Origin of the sequence: Rothia sp. HMSC065C12 (genome assembly GCF_001812085.1) — a bacterium.
GTDB lineage: Bacteria > Actinomycetota > Actinomycetes > Actinomycetales > Micrococcaceae > Rothia > Rothia mucilaginosa.
This window is the reverse complement of record NZ_KV807679.1, coordinates 21192-39774: the sequence shown is the minus strand read 5'-3', so window position 1 is coordinate 39774 and position 18583 is coordinate 21192. Positions and strand designations below refer to the sequence as shown.

The following is an 18583-nucleotide window of genomic DNA, read 5'->3' as shown; positions in this document are numbered from 1 at the left end:
GACTAATCATAACCACGCCGACTAAGCCCCTGTAAAGCTCATAGAACCTAAGTTCCATCATCGTAGGGGGCAAGAAAATCTGCGCGGTGGGGGATGCGGGCACGAAGAGTAGGCACGAACTAAGGCGTCCCTCACTGCTAAGAAAGCCATCATTAGGTAAGAGTCACCATGACATAGTGTCGCAAAAACGCCCACATAAACCTGTCACACTAGAGACTATGAGCGAAAACCAGCACACCACCCCCGCGTCGGCACAGGGCACCGCACAGGCACCCGCCCTGCCCGCACACCCCACCGACGCCCAGCGACCCCTGCTCACCGACGAACAGCTCGCACACCTACCCGCCAACCACCCCCTGCGCGCAGGCGCCGCCGCCGACTCGCCCATGCTCCGCGCCCTCACCGGCCGCCCCTCCAGCCACCGACCCGTCTGGTTCATGCGCCAGGCAGGCCGCTCCCTGCCCGAATACCGCCAGGTACGCGAAGGCATCCCCATGCTGGACGCATGCCTCACCCCCGACCTCGCCGCAGAAATCACCGTGCAGCCCGTCCGTCGCCACAAGGTCGACGCCGGCATCTTCTTCTCCGACATCGTCATCCCCATGAAGCTCGCGGGCGTCAACGTCGACATCGTGCCCGGTAAGGGCCCCGTACTCGACCAGCCCGTACGCACCCTCGACGAGGTGCGCGCCCTGCCCGAACTCAAAGACAGCGACCTCGACCCCATCCGCGAAGCCGTCGCCGCCACCGTAGAAATGCTCGGCGACACCCCGCTCATCGGCTTCGCCGGTGCCCCCTTCACCGTTGCCGCCTACATGGTCGAAGGCGGCCCCTCCCGCGACCACCTGCGCCCGCGCACCATGATGCACGCCGACCCCGACGCCTGGCACGAACTCGCCGAATGGGCAGCCCGCACCGCAGGCCAGTTCCTGCGCGCACAGATCGAGGCGGGCGCATCCGCCGTGCAGCTCTTTGACTCCTGGGCAGGATCCCTCGGCGAAAGCGACTACCGCCGCTACGTGCAGGCACACTCCGCAACCGCTCTCGATATGGTGCGCGAATACGGTGTGCCGCGCATCCACTTCGGCACCGGCACCACCGCCCTGCTGCCCGCCATGCACGAAGCCGGCGCAGACGTCATCGGCGTGGACTACCGCCTGCCGCTCTCGGCAGCGAACACCCTGCTCAACGGCGCCGTACCCCTGCAGGGCAACATCGACCCGGCACTGCTCGCCGCAGGCACCGAAAACCTCTACGCACACGTAGACGAGGTCCTCGCAGAAGGCAACGCCGCCCCCTCGCACGTGGTCAACCTCGGCCACGGCGTACCCCCGACCACCGACCCGCAGGTGCTCACCGACCTCGTGGCATATATCCACGAACGCACCGCGCAGGCATAGGATAAATAACGATAAATAGACAGCGCAGATGCTGGACACCCTCCGGCATCTGCACCGAACATCTGCACCCCGAACCAACCACCACACCCGTTACCGCAATGGGCAACTCCACTGCACGCAGACCAAAGGAGAACCACCATGGGCCACACCAACCAGGCACCGCACCGCACCGCACAGGTCAGTTCCTCCGCCGCGCCCCAGAACGCACGAGCTTTCACCCGCAACGAGAAGGCACCCACCGCCATCGTCATCGGCGGCGGCCCCTCCGGCCTGATCTCCGCACGCCGCCTCGCCGCAGCCGGTATGCGCGTCACCCTGCTCGAACAGCGCCACCACCTTGGCGGTGCCGTTGGTGCCCACGAAGTTGGCGGCCTTCTGCTGGACTCCGGCGCAGAATCCTTCGCAACCCGCAGCCCCATTGTCAGCGACCTCGTCAAGGAACTCGGCCTGGGCGACCAGATCGTCACCCCCAACTCCTACGGCTCCTGGCTGTACCTGCCGCAGGGCGCCCGTCGCACCCCCAGCACCGGCATCATGGGCATCCCCGGCAATGTGAACGATAAGTCGCTGATCCCCGTCATCGGTAAGAACGGTCTGCGCCGCGCCCAGGTGGACAAGTTCCTCCCCGTCTCCGCAGGCGAGAACGCGAAGACCCTCGGTGAGCTCGTGCGCATCCGCATGGGCCAGAAAGTGCTCGACAACCTCGTCGCACCCGTAGTCTCCGGCGTGTACTCCACCCACCCCGACAAGCTCGACGTCGATGCGACCATCCCCGGTCTGCGCGAAGCCTTCCGCAAGCACCGCTCCCTCGCCGCCGCAGCGCACGCTTTCCGCTCGGCAGCCCCCGCAGGCTCACAGGTCGCCGGCATCGTGGGCGGCATGAACCAGCTGTCCGAACGTCTCGTCGAAGACCTGTACGCCTCCGGTGTTCGCATCGTCACCGGATTCGACGTCATCGCCGTTGACCGCGACGAATCCACCGGCCAGTGGTTCATCATCCAGCGCCACACCACCGACGGCGAAAACACCCCCCTCTACGCCGACTACCTGGTGCTCGCCACCGACGGCCCGACCGTGGCACGACTCATCGGCCCGCACGTCTCCACCGCACTACCCGCCCTGGAACCCGGCCCCGAAGTCGCCCTCGTCACGCTCGTCGTCGACGCCCCTGCCCTGGACAAGCACCCCCGCGGCACCGGCCTGCTTGTCTCCGAAGAAGCCACCGCCGTACGCGCCAAGGCACTCACCCACGCCACCGCCAAATGGCAGTGGGTCGCCGAGGCCGCAGGCCCCGGACGCCACGTGGTACGCCTGTCCTACGGCCGAGGCGGCGAAGACTCCCGCTTCTCCGAAGTCGCCCTCGCAGACGAGCAGCTCATCACCCTCGCCCTGCGCGACGCAAGCCGCATGATGGACGTAGCCCTCACCCACAACAACCTCGTCGACGCGGACGTCGTACGCTGGCGCGGTGTACTACCCGCCTCCACCCCCGGCCACCGCGACCGAGTCAAGGAATTCCGTGAACGCGCCAGCGAACTCGGAACCCTCAGCACCGTTGGCTCCTGGGCGGCAGGCTCCGGCCTGGTCTTAACCGTCAAAGACACCTACGAGCAGATGGACCGCCTCATCTACCACGCGGCACAGGACTGGGAGGGCGTCACCGCATCCAAGGCCGCAACCGCCAAGTAGACGGCGCAGCGGCGGCAGAAGCTCAGCCAATAACTCAGCTCAGCCAGTAACTAGACCAAAAAATTGAGAAAACGCGCAGCTACGGAAGCCGCGCCTCCAGCACAGCGAACCCTCGCTGAAGAAAGGAACACACAATGTCTCACGATCACGCAGCACACGGCCACGGCGGCGCACACGGCGCAGGTCAGGGCGGCTACACCCACGCAGGCCACGGCTACGGCGGCGCACCCAAGGGCTACGCAGTCCAGCACTCCGCAGCTGACGAGAACCGCCGCGGCCGCGAAGAAGGCGAAACCCTGCACTACGCCCTCTACACCGTGTTCGCACGCTCCGGCGCACGCCCGGCAGAGGCTAACACCGACGAGGCTCGTGCCGAATTCGAGAAGGTTGTTGAGCAGCTGGCCGCCGAGGGTGTGACCCTGCGCGGCATCTACGACGTCTCCGCAATGCGCGACAACGCAGACGTCATGATTTGGACCCACGGCCAGAACCCCGAAAAGCTGCAGGCAGCAGTCCGCAAGATTCGCCGCACCGCACTGTTCGCAGGCACCACCATCGTCTGGTCCACCATGGGCGTACACCGCGAAGCAGAGTTCACCCGCAACCACGCCCCCGCCTACGCACGCGGCAAGGCACCTGAAACCTGGGTCTGCGTCTACCCCTTCGTACGCTCCTACGACTGGTACTACATGAACCCCGAACGACGTGCAGAAATGCTCAAGAACCACGGTATGAAGGCCATCGACTTCCCGCAGGTTCTGGCAAACACCGTCGCATCGTTCGGCCTGAACGACTACGAATGGGTCCTCGCCCTCGAAGCACCCGAACTCGTGGACCTCGTCGACCTGATGCGTCACTTCCGCAACACTGAAGCACGCCTGCACGTTCGCGAAGACACCCCCTTCTACACCGGCCGCCGCATCGGCGCAGACGAAGTAGCAGAGGTTCTGGCGTGAGCCATCAGCCGAACAACGGCGTAACCCTCAACGGCACGCTCCTGCCGGACGACGTGGTACCCAACCGCACCGACCCGGCGAACACCGCCTCCAACGGCCCCGCCGCGCTCAACGAGCAGACCCTCGGCGACTACCGAAGCGAACGCAGCATCACCCGTGAACGTGCCGAAGAGGCGCGCCCCTACGATCTGGTGATCCTCTCCTCCTTCGGTGGCCCCGAGGGGCAGGAGGACGTCATCCCGTTCTTGCGCAACGTGACCGCTGGCCGCGGCATCCCGGATGAGCGCCTCGAAGAGGTCGCCACCCACTACCGCGCCAACGGCGGCGTCTCGCCCATTAACGAGCAGAACCGTGCCCTGCTCGCCGCACTGCAGCAGGCGCTCGCCGAACGCGGCCCGCACATCCCGATCACCTGGGCGAACCGCAACTGGAAGCCCTACGTGAAGGACGTGCTCGCCGAAGCCTACGAGAACGGCCACCGCAACGTGCTCGTGCTGGCGACCAGCGCCTACCCCGGCTACTCGAGCTGCCGCCAGTACCGTGAAGACTACGGCATGGCGATCGAGCAGCTCGGCCTGGAAGGTCGCGTGCACGTGGGTAAGATTCGTCAGTTCTTTGACGTGCCCGGCTTCTCCCGCGCTTTCGCTGACGGGCTGAAGGACGGCCTCGCCACGGTGCGTGAGCAGCTTGCCGCACGCGATAACGGTTCGCTGAACCCGCGCCTGCGCATCATGTTCTGCACCCACTCGGTGCCGACCTCCGCGGCGAACGAGGCAGGCCCGCGCGGTGTGAACTACGAGGGCGGCTCCGCCTACGTGGAGAAGCACCTGCAGGTCGCTCGCGCCGTGCTTTCGCTGGTGCGTGATGAGGCCCCGCAGCTTCTGCAGAACGTCGAATGGGAGCTGGTGTACCAGTCCCGTTCCGGCCCGCCGTCCATGCCGTGGCTGGAACCGGACGTCAACGACGCCCTGGAGGCGCTACCCACCCCCGCCAACCCGGCGGAGGACGGCGAAGCCCCCGTGGAAGGCGTCGTGCTGGTGCCCCTCGGCTTCGTCTCCGACCACATGGAGGTGAAGTGGGACCTGGATACCGAGGCGCTGGACACCTGCGAACGCCTGGGTGTGGTCGCCGTGCGCACCCCCACCCCCGGCACGCATCCGGCGTACGTGGAGTCCCTGCGCCGCCTCATCGAGGAGCGCGTGGAGAACGGTGTTTCAGCCGACCTGCGCCCCGAACGTGAGAGCGTCCTCGCCCCGAGCGCGAGCGGTCAGTACGGCTGGTTCGACGAGTGCGAACCGGGCTGTTGCAAGCCCGGTCGTGGCGCGCCGAAGCCGGTCATCGCAGAGTACGCAGCCGCTGCTGACGGCGCTGAGGACAGCACTTCTGAGAACGCACCCGCTAGCCGCTCCGGCGGGTGCGGCTCCGGCGGATGCTGCTCCCACTAACACCACCCCTGTAGCTCCGGCTCGCCCCAGCACCCCCTGACCGGGGTGTGCGGGCGGGTCGGAGCGCACGTGCCTACGGGCTATCCCCCCCCAGAAGTTAGACACACACAGCGTCGCAAACACACAGCCTCTGGGGAAAACACACACGCCTACGGGCTATCACACACATCACCGAAAAGGAGAGATATGAGCCATCACGAGTACATCTTGGGCACCCGCGGATCTGCTCTCGCCCTGACCCAAAGCCGTATTGCCGCTGAAACCGTCACCTCCCTCTACACCGAACACCAGGCACACCACGGCGCCGCAGATGCCGAGGTCGTGGACTTCACCCTGCGCACCGTCAAAACTGAAGGTGACGTGCTCACCGGACCCCTGGCAACCCTCGGCGGTACCGGCGTATTCGCCGCGGCACTGCGCCAGCGCCTGCTCGACGGCGAGAACGCCTCCGAAGAAAACCGCGTGGACATGGCAGTACACTCCCTCAAGGACCTGCCCTCCGCGCCCTGCCCCGGCCTGGTGGTCGCCGCAACCCTCAAGCGTGGAGACCCCCGCGACGCCCTTGTGGCACGCGACGGCTTGACCGTGGACACCCTGCCCGAAGGCTCCCGCGTGGGCACCGGCTCACCCCGCCGCGCCGCCCAGCTGCGTGCACTGCGCCCCGACCTTGAAATCGTGGACATTCGCGGTAACGTGGGCACCCGCATCGGCCGCGTGAAGGGCCTTGAAGAGCACGCCGGTAAGCAGGTCGTACTCCGCCAGAACACCGAAACTTCCGAACGCGCCGACCACGGTGTAGGCACCGAACGCAGCGGCGACTGCGACGCCGTGGTGCTCGCCGTCTCCGGCCTCAAGCGCTTGGGCAAGGAAGAACTCATCACCGAGTACCTTGACCCCACCCGCATGCTGCCCGCCCCCGGTCAGGGCGCGCTCGCCCTGGAAGTGCGCGAAAGCGAATTCGAGAACCCGGACCCCGCCGTGCTCGCCGACCCCGAGGTGGCGCGCCCGGTGCGTGCCCTCGGCCGTGCCCTGCTCGCCGCAAACCACCACGAAACCCGCCTCGCCGTCAGCGCCGAACGTGCCCTGCTACGCCGCCTCGAAGCCGGATGCGCCGCGCCCATCGGCGCGTACGCGCACGTGGTTGAAGGCGACCTGGTGCTTAACGTTGTGGTGGCGTCCCCGGACGGCACCGACATGCTGCGCCACACCTCGGCAACCGCCGAACTGGATGTGCCCGGCGCCGAACGCCTGGGCGTGCGCGTGGCAGAAGACCTGCTGCAGATGGGTGCCGCCGCCCTTGCCGGTTTGGACCTGAAGTAGGGGTCATGTCTGCCTCGTGTTCTGAATCCCGGCAGGCTGATGCCCCGCAGGCTGATGTCCCGCGCACGGTTCTGCTGACCCGCTCCGCCACCCAGGGCGCCGCCTTTGCACGAGCCCTCGCCGAAGAAAGCGCACAGAACGGATTGGGGGAGTGCCGGGTCCTCTTCGCACCCCTGCAACAGACACGCACCGTCGAGCCGGGCGAAGACCACGCCGCCGCGCTGGAGGCGCTCGCCTCCGGCCACTATGCGTGGGTGAGCTTCACGAGCGCCAACACGGTTCGCGCCTGCGCCGAGCTGTGGGGTGACAAGTTCGCCCGCGCCTGCGCGAGCGGTGGAGTGTGTATCGCTTGCGTGGGTACGGCAACCGCCCGTGCCGTACACGCCCAGCTCGGGCTGGATGCAGATTTTCAGCCGCAGGTGCAGAGCGCCGCGGGAATGCTCGCGGAGTTCGAGCAGCCCGTAGCTGAAGCCCCCGCTGTGCTGGTTTTGGAGGGCTCCAACGCCCGCCCGACCCTGCGGGAAGGCCTCAAGGACCTGGGCTGGGACAGCCGCCGCTGCGTGCTCTACGACATGGTGCCCGCCGAGCAGGTGGCGCCCGGCGAGCTGAGCCTCAGCACCGCCCGCGCGCTCGTACAGGGGAATGCCGTAGATGCCGCCGCCCCGGAAACCCCCTCGCCGGATGTGCTGGTGGTGACCGCCCCCTCCCGCCTGCACGCCCTACTCGACGGCGCACCCGCGCTACCGCCCGAATCCGTGCCGCCGGTGGTGGCAATTGGGGCGAGTACCGCCTCCGCATGCTGTGCCCTGAACCTGCGCTACGTGCAGGCTGATTCGCCGTCACCGCAGGATTTGGCGCGCGCCGCTGCATCCCTCATCTACTAAGACCACATATTTTTATCGAGTTTTCAGGAGAGATCATGAACCTCACCCGCCGCCCGCGCCGCCTGCGCACCACCGCAGCCATGCGCTCCCTCGTCGCCGAGACCACCCTGCGCCCCGCGCAGCTGATTCAGGTGTTCTTCGTTCGCGACGGCATCGACGAGCCGCAGCCGATTCGTTCGATGCCCGGTCAGTACCAGCACACCCTGGAGAGCATCATCCCCGCCGTGCGTGAGGCGTACGAGGCGGGCATCCGTTGCATTGACCTGTTCGGCATTCCTCGCGATGAGGATAAGGACGAGGTCGGCTCGACCGCCTGGGATCCGCAGGGCATCCTGAACCGTGCCATTGCGGTGTGCCGTGAGGAGTTCGGCGATGACCTGGTGGTTATGGCTGATACCTGCCTGGATGAGTTCACGAGCCACGGCCACTGCGGCGTGCTGGTCGATGACGGCCACGGCACGCTCGTGGTGGATAATGACGAGACCGTGGAGCTGTACTGCAAGATGGCGGTTTCGCAGGCTCGTGCGGGTGCCCACACGGTGTCCCCGTCGGGCATGATGGACGGCCAGATCGCGGCGATGCGCGCTGCCCTGGACGAGGCCGGTTTTGAGGATGTGTCGATTCTGGCGTATTCGGCGAAGTACGCTTCTGCGTTCTTCGGCCCGTTCCGTGACGCGGTAGAGTCGACCTTCAAGGGCGACCGTAAGACCTACCAGCAGGATCCGGCGAACCGCCGCGAGTCGCTGCTGGAGGTGCGTGCTGACCTGGAGGAGGGCGCGGATATGGTGATGGTGAAGCCTGCCGGCAGCTACCTGGATATTGTGCGTGAGGTGGCGGAGTTCTCGCCGGTGCCGGTGGCGGCGTATCAGGTGTCGGGTGAGTACGCGATGATTGAGGCGGCTGCGGCGAACGGCTGGATTGACCGTAAGGCTGTGGTGTTGGAGTCGCTGCGTTCGATTCACCGTGCCGGTGCGGACGTTATTCTGACCTATTACGGTACGGAGGCGGCAGGCTGGCTCCGCGAGCTGGACGCCTAACCCCTTCCCTCTTTGGATGCCGAGAAGCCACATGCTGTTCGTACAGCATGTGGCTTCTTGCCGTATTGCTATTTTTCAGGTTCCTCGTTGACTGGCTTGTACCCGAGGGAGGTACACACAATGTTGCCGTTGGTGAAGTATTCCGCGAGCTTCTCCCGGTCGGCGGGGGAGCGCAGGTCCGCCCAGCGTTCCTGCTCAAGGTAGAACGCAACCTGGGAGGTCAGGCAGACGACCCGCTCATCGTGCACCGCCACAATGTGCCTGCGCAGCCACGGCATACGCTTGGCAAGGTTCGGCGGGATTCTGGACGGCACCTTGATTTCTATCTGCCATTGCGACGGTTCGTAGAAGGTCGTCTTGATCTGTTCGGGGTTCTTCGGGAAGACGCAGAACTCCTCAATATCGGGGTAACTGTACTTCTTCGCGGGCAGGAAAAGCCGCCCGACGTAGAACGAATCGGGGTTGAACAGCAAGTACCGCCTCATATGAACCCACCGAGTTACTGCAGTTACGGTGGTAACAATTGCCAGCGTTATGGAAGCTCCTCCAATGGGCATTGGCTGGACACCTAGAACTGTCCAACCGACAAGCGAATAGAAGAAGACGATGAGAGCCAAAACCAGCACAAAGTGGGTTTCAATGTAGAAATCATTCTTTGCCCGAACCGGTTTAGCTTGGGGATGAGCTTCCTTGGGTGCCGCAAAAAGGTTGAGACGCATCAATGCTGCGCTATAGATTTGAGGCAACCCGGCTGTCATGTCATCCGTATCGATGCTTCGGGCTTTGCGCCAGGTGCGGCGACCTGAACGTGCACCCACGAACACCATGTAGAACGGCAACAACAGAGCCGGTAGCAGAATGCCATTATGGGCAATATCTGTGTACAGACGAAAGATGGACCGTGCGACAAGGCATGCCCACACATACATGAGCACGTGGAACCAAGCCTCAATCGAGGAGATACCGTATACGCTATCGATTTCTTTGCGGGCACGGGTGAGGTTAGAGCGCAGTTTATGTTTTGGTAGCGGGTTACCCTCCAGGGAACGACGTTCGGCATACCTCATTGCATTGTTGATGGGGGAGCCGTAACGGGCGATGTAGAGCTCCTTCGCCTTTTCCCTGCTGATAGTTGCCGGATGGGTGATAGCGGGTACTATGCATAACCCTATGTAAACGATAAAGGCGATGAGCCATATGTAGCGCAACGGCTCTAGGGGTATCCCCAAAGCGCTCAGCTCCATGAGTTGTCCTCTCTACGGGGGTATCGGTGATGATGTGTGGCTTCGTACCGGGCGCTAGTTCACTGCACGGAAGGACGCGATACGCGCCGCCTTCTTCGTCAGCTCATTCACCGGCTTGTAACCCAGCGTCAGGCAGATAGCGCGCCCCTCCACAAAATACAGGGGCAGCTTCTCGCGGTCCGCCGGGGAATCCACATCTGCCCAGCGTTCCTGCTCCAGCTTGAACGCAATATGCGCCACCAAACAATCGATACGGTAATCCCCGAAGCCAAAAGTCTCTAGAGAACCGTTAGAGAAAGTGACGGCAAGACGCCAATCACTGGGCATCTGCTGATCAGGGTCTATATCCTCGGGATCGCCTGTGTACCACGGGTAAACCTTGAACCGCTCAATATCGGAGTACTGGTAGACCTTAGGCGAACGGAAAAACCGCCCACGCTTCACCACGGTCGGCGTGAACTGGTAGTACGAACGCACCGTACACCACAGGTACGGAATGGCTAGCGCGTAGACAACAAGAAACGCTATTGAGGTCTTACCGATGTAGGTGGGTACATACTCGAGCAGCTCGGTGTTCGCGAGCGAATGAAGGTAGCAGAGCAGGAAGAAACCACCGACAGGAAGAGCCACAAAGAGGAAGATTCCCTGCCCCTTCCAATCAACTTGAATGGGTTCACTACTGGGCATGGCGACCGTGCCGCGGAACGGGGCACTGAGCCGACCCAGCGTCCTGGTGTAAATAGTGGGCATGCCCAGATGACGTTCATTGGGGCTGAAACCACGTGCGACGCGCCAGCCGCGGCGACCCCAGCGCACCGCCCAATACACCATGAGGAACGGCAGAAGCAGTCCCGGAATCAGGATCCCGTCGTACGCCATATCCCAGTACAGAACGAACGTCGAATAGACGATGACACACGCCCAGCCGTACACGAGGATATGCCCGAAATCCATAATGATATTCGAGCCCTTAATGCTTTCCAGTTGGGCTTCAGCCCTGCGGAATGCCGATTCTTCCTGCTCGGGCGTGAGGTGAGTGCCAGCATCCGCGAGCTCTGTAATTGCCTCCTTCACATCCTTGACGGGGGAACCCATCACCGAGGTGTAGACCTCGCGCGCTCGCGAGGCGCCAATGAGCGTCGGGTAGGCGACTTCCACCAGCAGGCAGCACGCCAGGTAGATGAAGAACGCCACCAGCCATACGTTGCGCACCTGCTCTAGGGGCAGGCCGAGGGCGGCAAGGTCCATGATTGTCCTCTCTACGGTGTCTCTCTACGGGGTATCGGTGATGGTGTGTCTGTGATGCTCAGAAGCCACATGTGTTTCGAAAAGCCACGTTGTATGTGGCTTCTCGAAACACATGTGGCTTCTCGCGGTATAAGAGCGGTTAAGAGCAGTCCGCCTACTTGTACTGCGCCTTCTGGAAGGACGCGCGGCGTGCCGCCTCCTCCGCATGCTTACCGGCAGGCTTGTACCCCATGGTCGTGCAGATGACGCGGCCGTCCACGAAGTACTTCGCCAACATTTCACGGTCCGCCGGCGAGTCCAGCTGCGCCCAGCGTCCCTGCTCAATGTTGAACGCAATCTGCGCCACCAAACAATCAATCTGGTGATCATTCAGCGAATAGTTGTGCTTGCGGCCGCCCGGAAGCAGAATCTCCAGCCTCCACTGGCTCGCATCCTTCGGGTTCAGATTAATCGCGTCCGGGTTCTTCGGGTACACGCGGAACGCGCGAACATCCGAGTAGGGGCGGGACTTCGCCGGAAGGAGCAGACGCCCAGCCTGGAACGAATCCGGGTTGAACAGCACGTAATCGCGGTTATACATCAGCAACATAATCATCAGCGGAATGTACGCCGCCGCCAAGAACCAAGAAGCATGACCGATATAAATCGCTTCCCAATCCTCGTCGATGCTCCAGCCCGCCAGCGAAGTCAGGAAGACCGCGGCGAGCAGGAACGCAATGCCGTTGAGTACCCAGTAGACGGTGCGGTCGTCACGAATCGGCTCCACACCCGGCACGGTGCTACGCACACGGAACGGGGCGCTCAGCTTACCCAGCGTCGCCGAGTAGATGCGCGGCATGCCCAGCGCACGGTCGTTTTCACTGTAGCCGCGCGCGGTACGCCAGTGACGGCGACCAAAGCGCGCACCCAGGTACACCATGAGGAACGGCAGAAGCAGCGCCGGCAGCACAACGCCGTCGTACACGATATCCCAGTACAGGGTGAAAATTGAGACCGCCACAATCCAGCCCCACAGGTACATGACCGTGTGGAACCAGCCGCTAAACACGCCGGCGCCCTCAATAGAATCCAGCTTCTTCTTCGCCTTCTTCGTGGCGCTACCCTTGCGGGAGGAGCTCAGCGGTGCACCCATCGCGGTGCGTTCCGCGGTGGCGCGGCGCGCCTCATCAACGGGCGAGCCGGATACCTCAAGGTACAGTTCGGCTGCCTTCTCCTTCTTGATCGGCACCGGGTAGGCGATATCCACCAGCAGGCACAAGCCCAGGTACACCATGAAGGCGATCAGCCACACGTCGCGTAGCTGCTCCATAGGCAGTCCCAGAGCGCTCAGATCCATGAGCGGCTCACCTCCTTACGTCTCTCGAACCCCTAAGCGGATGCAACAGCAGCTGCGGCAGCCGGAAGAGCCGAGATGATACGGTCCATCACCTCATCGTCGTGGGCGGCAGAAACGAACCACGCCTCGAACGCGCTCGGCGGCAGGTACACGCCGGATTCGAGCATGGAGTGGAAGAACGCGTTGTAGCGGCTGGTTGCCGACGCCTTGATGTCGGCGTAGTTGTGCACGCCCGCCTCGGAGGTGCCGAACGCGACCGAGAAGAGGTTGCCGGCGCTCTGGATGGAGTGGTCCACACCGGCGGCGTTGAACGCCTCGGTCAGCGCCTGCTGCAGCTGGGCGCTACGCGAATCCAGGTGCGCGTAGACGGCGGCATCAGCCAGGGTCAGGGTCGTAATGCCCGCCGCAACCGACAGCGGGTTACCGGAGAGGGTACCCGCCTGATAGACCGGGCCGACCGGCGCCAGGTGCTCCATGACCTCACGCTTACCGGCCAGCGCCGCGATGGGCATACCGCCACCAATGACCTTGCCGAACGTGAAAATATCGGGAACCCAACCGCCATCCTCGGGAGCAGCGTAACCCCAGTAACCAGCCGAAGACACACGGAAACCGGTCAGCACCTCATCAAAAATGACGAGCGCACCGTTCGCGTGAGCAATCTCGTGCAGGCCACGGTTGAAACCGGGCTCGGGGGTCACCACACCCATGTTGCAGGGCGCCGCCTCAGTAATAATTGCGGCAATCTGACCCTCGTGGTTCGCGAACGCCTCACGTACAGCGTCCAGGTCGTTATAGGGCAGAACGATGGTCTCCGCGGCGGTTGCGGCAGTCACGCCAGCAGAACCCGGCAGCGCCAGGGTCGCCACACCCGAACCAGCCTCGGAAAGCAGCGCATCCACGTGACCGTGGTAGCAGCCCGCAAACTTAATAATCTTGTCGCGACCGGTCACACCACGCGCCAGACGAATCGCAGTCATGGTCGCCTCAGTACCGGTGGACACCATACGCACCTGATCAATAGCGCCAGGAATCACCGCGTTAATACGGTTGACCACCAGCTCAGCCAGCTCAGCCTCCGGTGCGCTCGCCGCACCAAAGGACAGGCCGCGCTCAGCCGCCTGCTGAACCGCCTCAACAACCTGAGGATGCGCATGACCCAGAATCGACGGGCCCCACGAGCAGACCAGGTCAACGTACTCGTTGCCGTCCGCATCGTACAGGTACGCGCCCTTAGCCTTCGCCGCAAACGCGGGAGTGCCGCCCACAGAATTGAAGGCGCGCACCGGGGAATTCACACCACCGGGAATCACCGCGCGAGAACGCTCAAAAAGCTTCTCACTGGTTTCATGATGCAGCGGGTGAGTAGAGGAAGGAGTCATCGTATCGGTGCCTTTCAAACGAGACGGCGAACTAAAGAATTACAAGGGACGACGTGCAACGGGCAACGGAGCCCGCACGCTATTAGCATCCCGTACCTAACCATCATAGGCGCTACAGATGAACCGCAGGTGACAAGCACCTGAACGTACCGAAAGGTGACGATAAAACACAACAAACAAGTTAGGGAACAGAGGGGATGCGCAACGCGCTAACGCAGGTGCCGGTCAGTGTCCAGACGGTTGAGCACCTGAGTGTCCTGATCGAACAGCCAGTTCTTATCAAAGAGCAGACGCACAAACGCCAGGCCCATACCCAACGCCATGAAAATCAGCAGGGACTGAACGAAACCGCTCGCCGCCGAGTACATGTCACCGCTAGCAAAATGCGACATCGAACGGTAGAACGGAACACCCGGAACCATCGTCACCACCGCCGGAACCGACAGGGAAATACGGGTGTACTTACGCTGATGCAGCGGCGCCACAATCTCAGCCAAAATACCCACACCAAACACGGCAATCGTCGCTGCCATATGCGCGGGCATACCAGCCTCAACCATGTGAATACGGATGGGGTTCGCCACCGCAGCAATCACGCCACCCCACACGCACGCCACCGGGGATGCGGCGAAGAGCATCGCGAAGCCGGCCGCCGCAACACCCGAAGAAAGCACCTGCAGAAGCAAATACAGGGTCGGGTCAAGGTTAAGAGGCGCCGGGGCAGCCAGCGGCAAATGGAACAGCGAACCCAAAACCCACACCGCAAACGACGCACTCAGCAACAACAAACCCACATAGGTTAGACGCGAAATACCCGCCAAAAAGTCCATGCGGGAAATATCGAGCATGCCCGTCACCATGGGGAAACCGGGCACCAAGAACAGTACCGACGAAATAAAACCAATCATATGGTTCGGGCTAATCCAACCCGCCGCGACCAGCACATTAACAAGCGCAATGTACAGGCCCGCCGCCAGGAAGCCGCACGCCATCCACGTTGCCAAATGGCTCACCCCGCGCTTGAGCAGAGTCGAACGCAAAAACTGGCCGGCACCCGCCGCGAAGAACACCACCGTGCACTCCACCAGACCGCCACGGTTCAAGAACGCGAACCCGGCACACGCCACCGCCGACGCCAGCGCCAACATCCAGCGGGTGTACAGAGGCTTCGCCGAATCGATACGGTCCAGCTCGGCGTTCGCCTCCGCCGGAGTAATCTTTTCAGGAAGCTCAGAAATGAACTTACCCAACTGATCCAGCTTATGAGCGTTAATGCCCATCGTGCGCTGCTCAGCCACCTCAGTACGGAAATTACCGTCAGTGTACGAAGAAGTCGAAATTTCGGTGAAGGTCACCTGCGCGTGATGCTCCTTCAACCCCACAGCCTTCGCCAAACGCGCCATCGACGCCTTAATACGGTATGCGCTCGCACCCGACTTCATCAGGATGCGGCCCAGGCGGAGCACCACCTGCGACTGCGCCACCAGGTGCTCATGAGCCAGACGGGTAGACCCCAGATAAATACTGCGCGTATTAGTGTCAGGGTACGGCTCGGTAGTGCGGGGCTGATCATCCATGAGAGGCCTTCCGGGTCGTGCTATTCACGTGCTATTCGTGTAGGTATGGTTCCATATCTAGCATAGGGGAGAAGCCCAAACGGGGATAGTGTCAGCCCGTCAGTAAAAGAGAGGTGTTTGGGGATGCTGCCTAGGTTTTTAGCGGCGCAGGTTTAGCGGTGCAGTTTTATCGGCGCACAGGCCAGCGGCCGTCAATGACTTCAGATTCTTTACCCGGCTGCGTACGCAACCACGCCTGGAAGCTCGCCGCCTGCTCCGCCGCCCACTGAATTTGCTGCTCGTGCAGCTGGCGCGCATCCACGTTGAGAACCTCGGGGAACTGCTCGGTCAGCTTCACCAGCAGACGCTCCGCCGCCAGGGCATCATCAGCGGAGGTGTGGGCGTTCTCCAGGGAGACACCGTACTCGGCGGCAAGAACCTCAAGGGTGCGCTTGCCGCGCTTACGCGGAATCACGTGCTTATGCAGAACGTACGGGTCGAGCACCACACCCGGCGGCAGCTCACCATTGGCAATATTGTGGCGCAGCATCTCGTGGTGCAGCACCGAGAAATCGTAGGCGGCATTGAACGCAATAATCGGCACACCGTCAAGGTTCAGCGCACCAATCGCGCCGGCTAGCTCCCACACGACCTCGCGGGCGGGACGGCCGTGCTCACGCGCGTACTCGGTGGTGATGCCGTGCACGGCGGCGGCACCGGCGGGGATCTCAACGCCGGGGTCGGCCAGCCACTCGCCACGGCGCACCACATTACCCTGAGGGTCCAGCAGGATCAGGGAAGCAGTCACGATGCGGGCGGTGGTGACGTCCACACCGGTGGTTTCAAGGTCAAAAGTGGCGCGCAGGCCGTTCATCCAGGTCATGCTATAAGACTAACCCAGCAGAGAAGGAGGCGCGCGCCCGGTGGTCACGCGGCTGTGGATAAGCGAGAAACGGTTCTTTCTCCTGCTATATAACCTGTTCGGAAGCAACGCTAATATCCGTACGTAAGTCATGGACGATGGCCATCAATTAGCTCAGGTGACCCCTAGCTGGGCTATGGAATCTCTGTCTAGGCTCTGGCACCGCTATTTATTCATCGTGGGACGCTAGATTCGGCCTGACTAGTATCGAAGAGCACTCCAAGAGCTTATAATTATCAAGGATGACCATCTCAACGAGGAAGTCGTTCAAAATGTACGAGGATTCCTGAAATATTCTCGTGAACAGCGTTGTTACTTTGAAGATATTGGATAGGATTTAAGATGTCTTTTAAAGAAGATCTCAAAAATGCTTTTGAAGGGCAAAACCCTCCGTACCTTTTCGTGGGTTCTGGTTTTTCAAAACGATATCTAGCTTCCCCTTCCTGGGGTGAGCTGTTAGAGAAGATTCGGGCAACTTTAGGGGATTCATATCCGCAAGAGAAATATATTGACCCCAAGGTAACTCCACCAGATTTGCCGGGTTACGCTGAAAAAATGGCAGATGATATTAAAAATTTATGGTGGAATTCTGATAGGTATTCGTATATCTACGGGGATAATGAAAACCGAAAAATTGCAGCTGGAGACTATGGCCCATTAAAACAAGTTGCATGTCATGTCCTTAGTCAGGATTTGTCCTTTCCTGATATTTTGAATGGAGATTTTCCTGAAACTGCCTTAGGGTATGAGACGCAAAAAGTTTTGTCTGATGAGCTTGAATTATTCCAGAAAATTAATTCTCCGTGCCTAATTACAACTAACTATGATTCTTTGATTGAAAAACTTCTGGAATATGATGTTTTTGTGGGGCAGGATGACCTTATTCTGTCCCACACTCAGGGTGTCGGTGAAATTTATAAAATTCATGGAGATATAAATGTTCCGAATTCAATTGTTTTGACTAAAAGTGACTACGATAGATTTAAAGCGCATGATAAATACTTGCATGCAAAAATTCTTACAATTTTTGCTGAAAACCCGATTGTATTCCTAGGGTACAGCCTTAGTGATAAAAATATTCAAGAGATTATCCGAGGCATTGTTGATTGCATTGGGGGAAATCAAGAAAAGTATAATTCATTTTCTAGCCGTATGTATATTGTTGATAGGCCTCGGGGTGACTCGTATCCAAGGATTGAACCGTGTGAAATCTCTCTTGATGGAATTATATTTAAAGCACAGAAGGTTTATCTAAATAATTATCTTGATCTATTTGATGTTTTGGCAAATGATGTGAAATTGCAGGTTCCAGCTAAAACTATGAAATTCTTTGTGGAACATCTGTACGACACTTTTAGTGATCCTCAAAAAATAAGTAGTATTCTTTTGAGGCCTATAGATGAAATTGTGGAGGAAGTTAATAAAGGAAACGGCGAAAAGCTTATTGCTGGGTTGACTTTTAGTGATCCACAGAATATAGGCTTGGGGCCTGGCTTCCAGACAATGCGTGCGGATGTTGTCCGAGATAAATTTATGTTGGGTCAGGACTCTAGCTGGAATGTCTATGGATATATAAGGCATTTTTTAACACCGAACAGTGGTAAGTGGTTGCCGATACATCGTTATCTTAAAAAGATTTCGTTGCAGGATTTTAAATCTAATATATCGACCGAAGAGGCTAACATGCTGTCTGTGGAAGTTAAAAAGGTAACAGTAGAGAAGATTAAATCTTCGCATATTCACGTTCCTGCTCTGTTGAATGGAGAATATCAGAGTATCAATCAAGTTGTAAATCTTGGCGCTCATAAATATAAAGATAATTCTGGCAAAGAGAAGAGCGTGACGGTTGGGCATATGGGAAGTATAATTCTCAAGATGGATGAATCAAAGATTTCCGAAGCTGATTTATTTAAATTTATATCAGAAAATAAGGATAAATTGGAGAAGTATGGGTCGGTCTATTCGAAAATTATTTGCTTATATGATTATATTAAATATGCAGACAATCCTGTGTCTCAACATGTATTGAAACTGTAAAGTATTTAATTAGGTTTTATTGCGCTCCCTTAAATTTTGTTCACAGTTATATCATGCGGCGCATGATTGTGGATAAAGTTGTTATATTTCAAATGGGTGTTCTTTTTGGGGGGGTGTTGAAATTAGA

General features: G+C 60.1%; 14 protein-coding genes. 8 read left to right on the top strand and 6 right to left on the bottom strand.

Annotated elements, in window-relative coordinates; translation table 11 throughout:
- The first annotated feature begins 218 nt into the window (after positions 1-218).
- The 7 genes from hemE to hemB all read left to right on the top strand — a co-directional run bounded on the left by hemE (position 219) and on the right by hemB (position 8731).
- The gene (hemE, locus tag HMPREF2836_RS06160) at positions 219-1400 is read left to right on the top strand and encodes a uroporphyrinogen decarboxylase (protein ID WP_070629881.1); all 1182 of its coding nucleotides are present in this window, start codon (positions 219-221) and stop codon (positions 1398-1400) included.
- Positions 1401-1538: 138 nt separating this feature from the next.
- Complete coding sequence (gene hemG / locus HMPREF2836_RS06155) at positions 1539-3089, top strand: protoporphyrinogen oxidase (protein ID WP_070629880.1); 1551 nt, start codon at positions 1539-1541, stop codon at positions 3087-3089.
- 134 nt (positions 3090-3223) lie between these two features.
- A complete protein-coding gene (gene hemQ / locus HMPREF2836_RS06150; RefSeq protein ID WP_070629879.1) occupies positions 3224-4045 on the top strand; it encodes a hydrogen peroxide-dependent heme synthase in 822 nt (273 codons plus the stop codon).
- Positions 4042-5490, top strand: a complete 1449-nt coding sequence (locus HMPREF2836_RS06145) for a ferrochelatase (RefSeq protein ID WP_070629878.1) — start codon at positions 4042-4044, stop codon at positions 5488-5490. The genes hemQ and HMPREF2836_RS06145 overlap by 4 nt, the downstream gene beginning before the upstream one ends.
- 186 nt (positions 5491-5676) lie before the next feature.
- Entirely contained in the window at positions 5677-6810 is a 1134-nt protein-coding gene (locus tag HMPREF2836_RS06140; protein WP_070629877.1) for a hydroxymethylbilane synthase, read from the top strand.
- Between the two features lie 5 nt (positions 6811-6815).
- Positions 6816-7694: a uroporphyrinogen-III synthase gene (locus tag HMPREF2836_RS06135; protein WP_083309178.1), complete on the top strand. Its 879-nt coding sequence runs from the start codon at positions 6816-6818 to the stop codon at positions 7692-7694.
- Between the two features lie 35 nt (positions 7695-7729).
- The gene (gene hemB / locus HMPREF2836_RS06130) at positions 7730-8731 is read left to right on the top strand and encodes a porphobilinogen synthase (RefSeq protein WP_070629876.1); all 1002 of its coding nucleotides are present in this window, start codon (positions 7730-7732) and stop codon (positions 8729-8731) included.
- A 68-nt stretch (positions 8732-8799) separates the two neighbouring features.
- Here the strand turns inward: hemB and HMPREF2836_RS06125 are convergent, their stop codons facing one another.
- The 6 genes from HMPREF2836_RS06125 to HMPREF2836_RS06100 all read right to left on the bottom strand — a co-directional run bounded on the left by HMPREF2836_RS06125 (position 8800) and on the right by HMPREF2836_RS06100 (position 16380).
- Positions 8800-9975, bottom strand: coding sequence for a transcriptional regulator (locus tag HMPREF2836_RS06125; RefSeq protein WP_070629875.1), 1176 nt, complete (start codon positions 9973-9975; stop codon positions 8800-8802).
- A gap of 54 nt (positions 9976-10029) precedes the next feature.
- Positions 10030-11223 carry a carboxylate transporter gene (locus HMPREF2836_RS06120; protein WP_070629874.1) on the bottom strand — a complete coding sequence of 398 codons (1194 nt, stop codon included), beginning with the start codon at positions 11221-11223 and terminating at the stop codon, positions 10030-10032.
- A gap of 154 nt (positions 11224-11377) precedes the next feature.
- Complete coding sequence (locus HMPREF2836_RS06115; protein WP_070629873.1) at positions 11378-12559, bottom strand: sugar dehydrogenase; 1182 nt, start codon at positions 12557-12559, stop codon at positions 11378-11380.
- Between the two features lie 32 nt (positions 12560-12591).
- Complete coding sequence (gene hemL, locus HMPREF2836_RS06110; RefSeq protein WP_070629872.1) at positions 12592-13941, bottom strand: glutamate-1-semialdehyde 2,1-aminomutase; 1350 nt, start codon at positions 13939-13941, stop codon at positions 12592-12594.
- Between the two features lie 209 nt (positions 13942-14150).
- Entirely contained in the window at positions 14151-15518 is a 1368-nt protein-coding gene (locus HMPREF2836_RS06105; protein WP_070629871.1) for a threonine/serine exporter family protein, read from the bottom strand.
- Between the two features lie 166 nt (positions 15519-15684).
- Complete coding sequence (locus tag HMPREF2836_RS06100) at positions 15685-16380, bottom strand: 3'-5' exonuclease (RefSeq protein ID WP_012903182.1); 696 nt, start codon at positions 16378-16380, stop codon at positions 15685-15687.
- A 381-nt stretch (positions 16381-16761) separates the two neighbouring features.
- Between HMPREF2836_RS06100 and HMPREF2836_RS06095 the strand changes: the two genes are divergently transcribed.
- On the top strand, positions 16762-18456 hold the full coding sequence (locus HMPREF2836_RS06095) for an SIR2 family NAD-dependent protein deacylase (RefSeq protein WP_070616108.1): 1695 nt from the start codon (positions 16762-16764) through the stop codon (positions 18454-18456).
- Positions 18457-18583 lie beyond the last annotated feature (127 nt).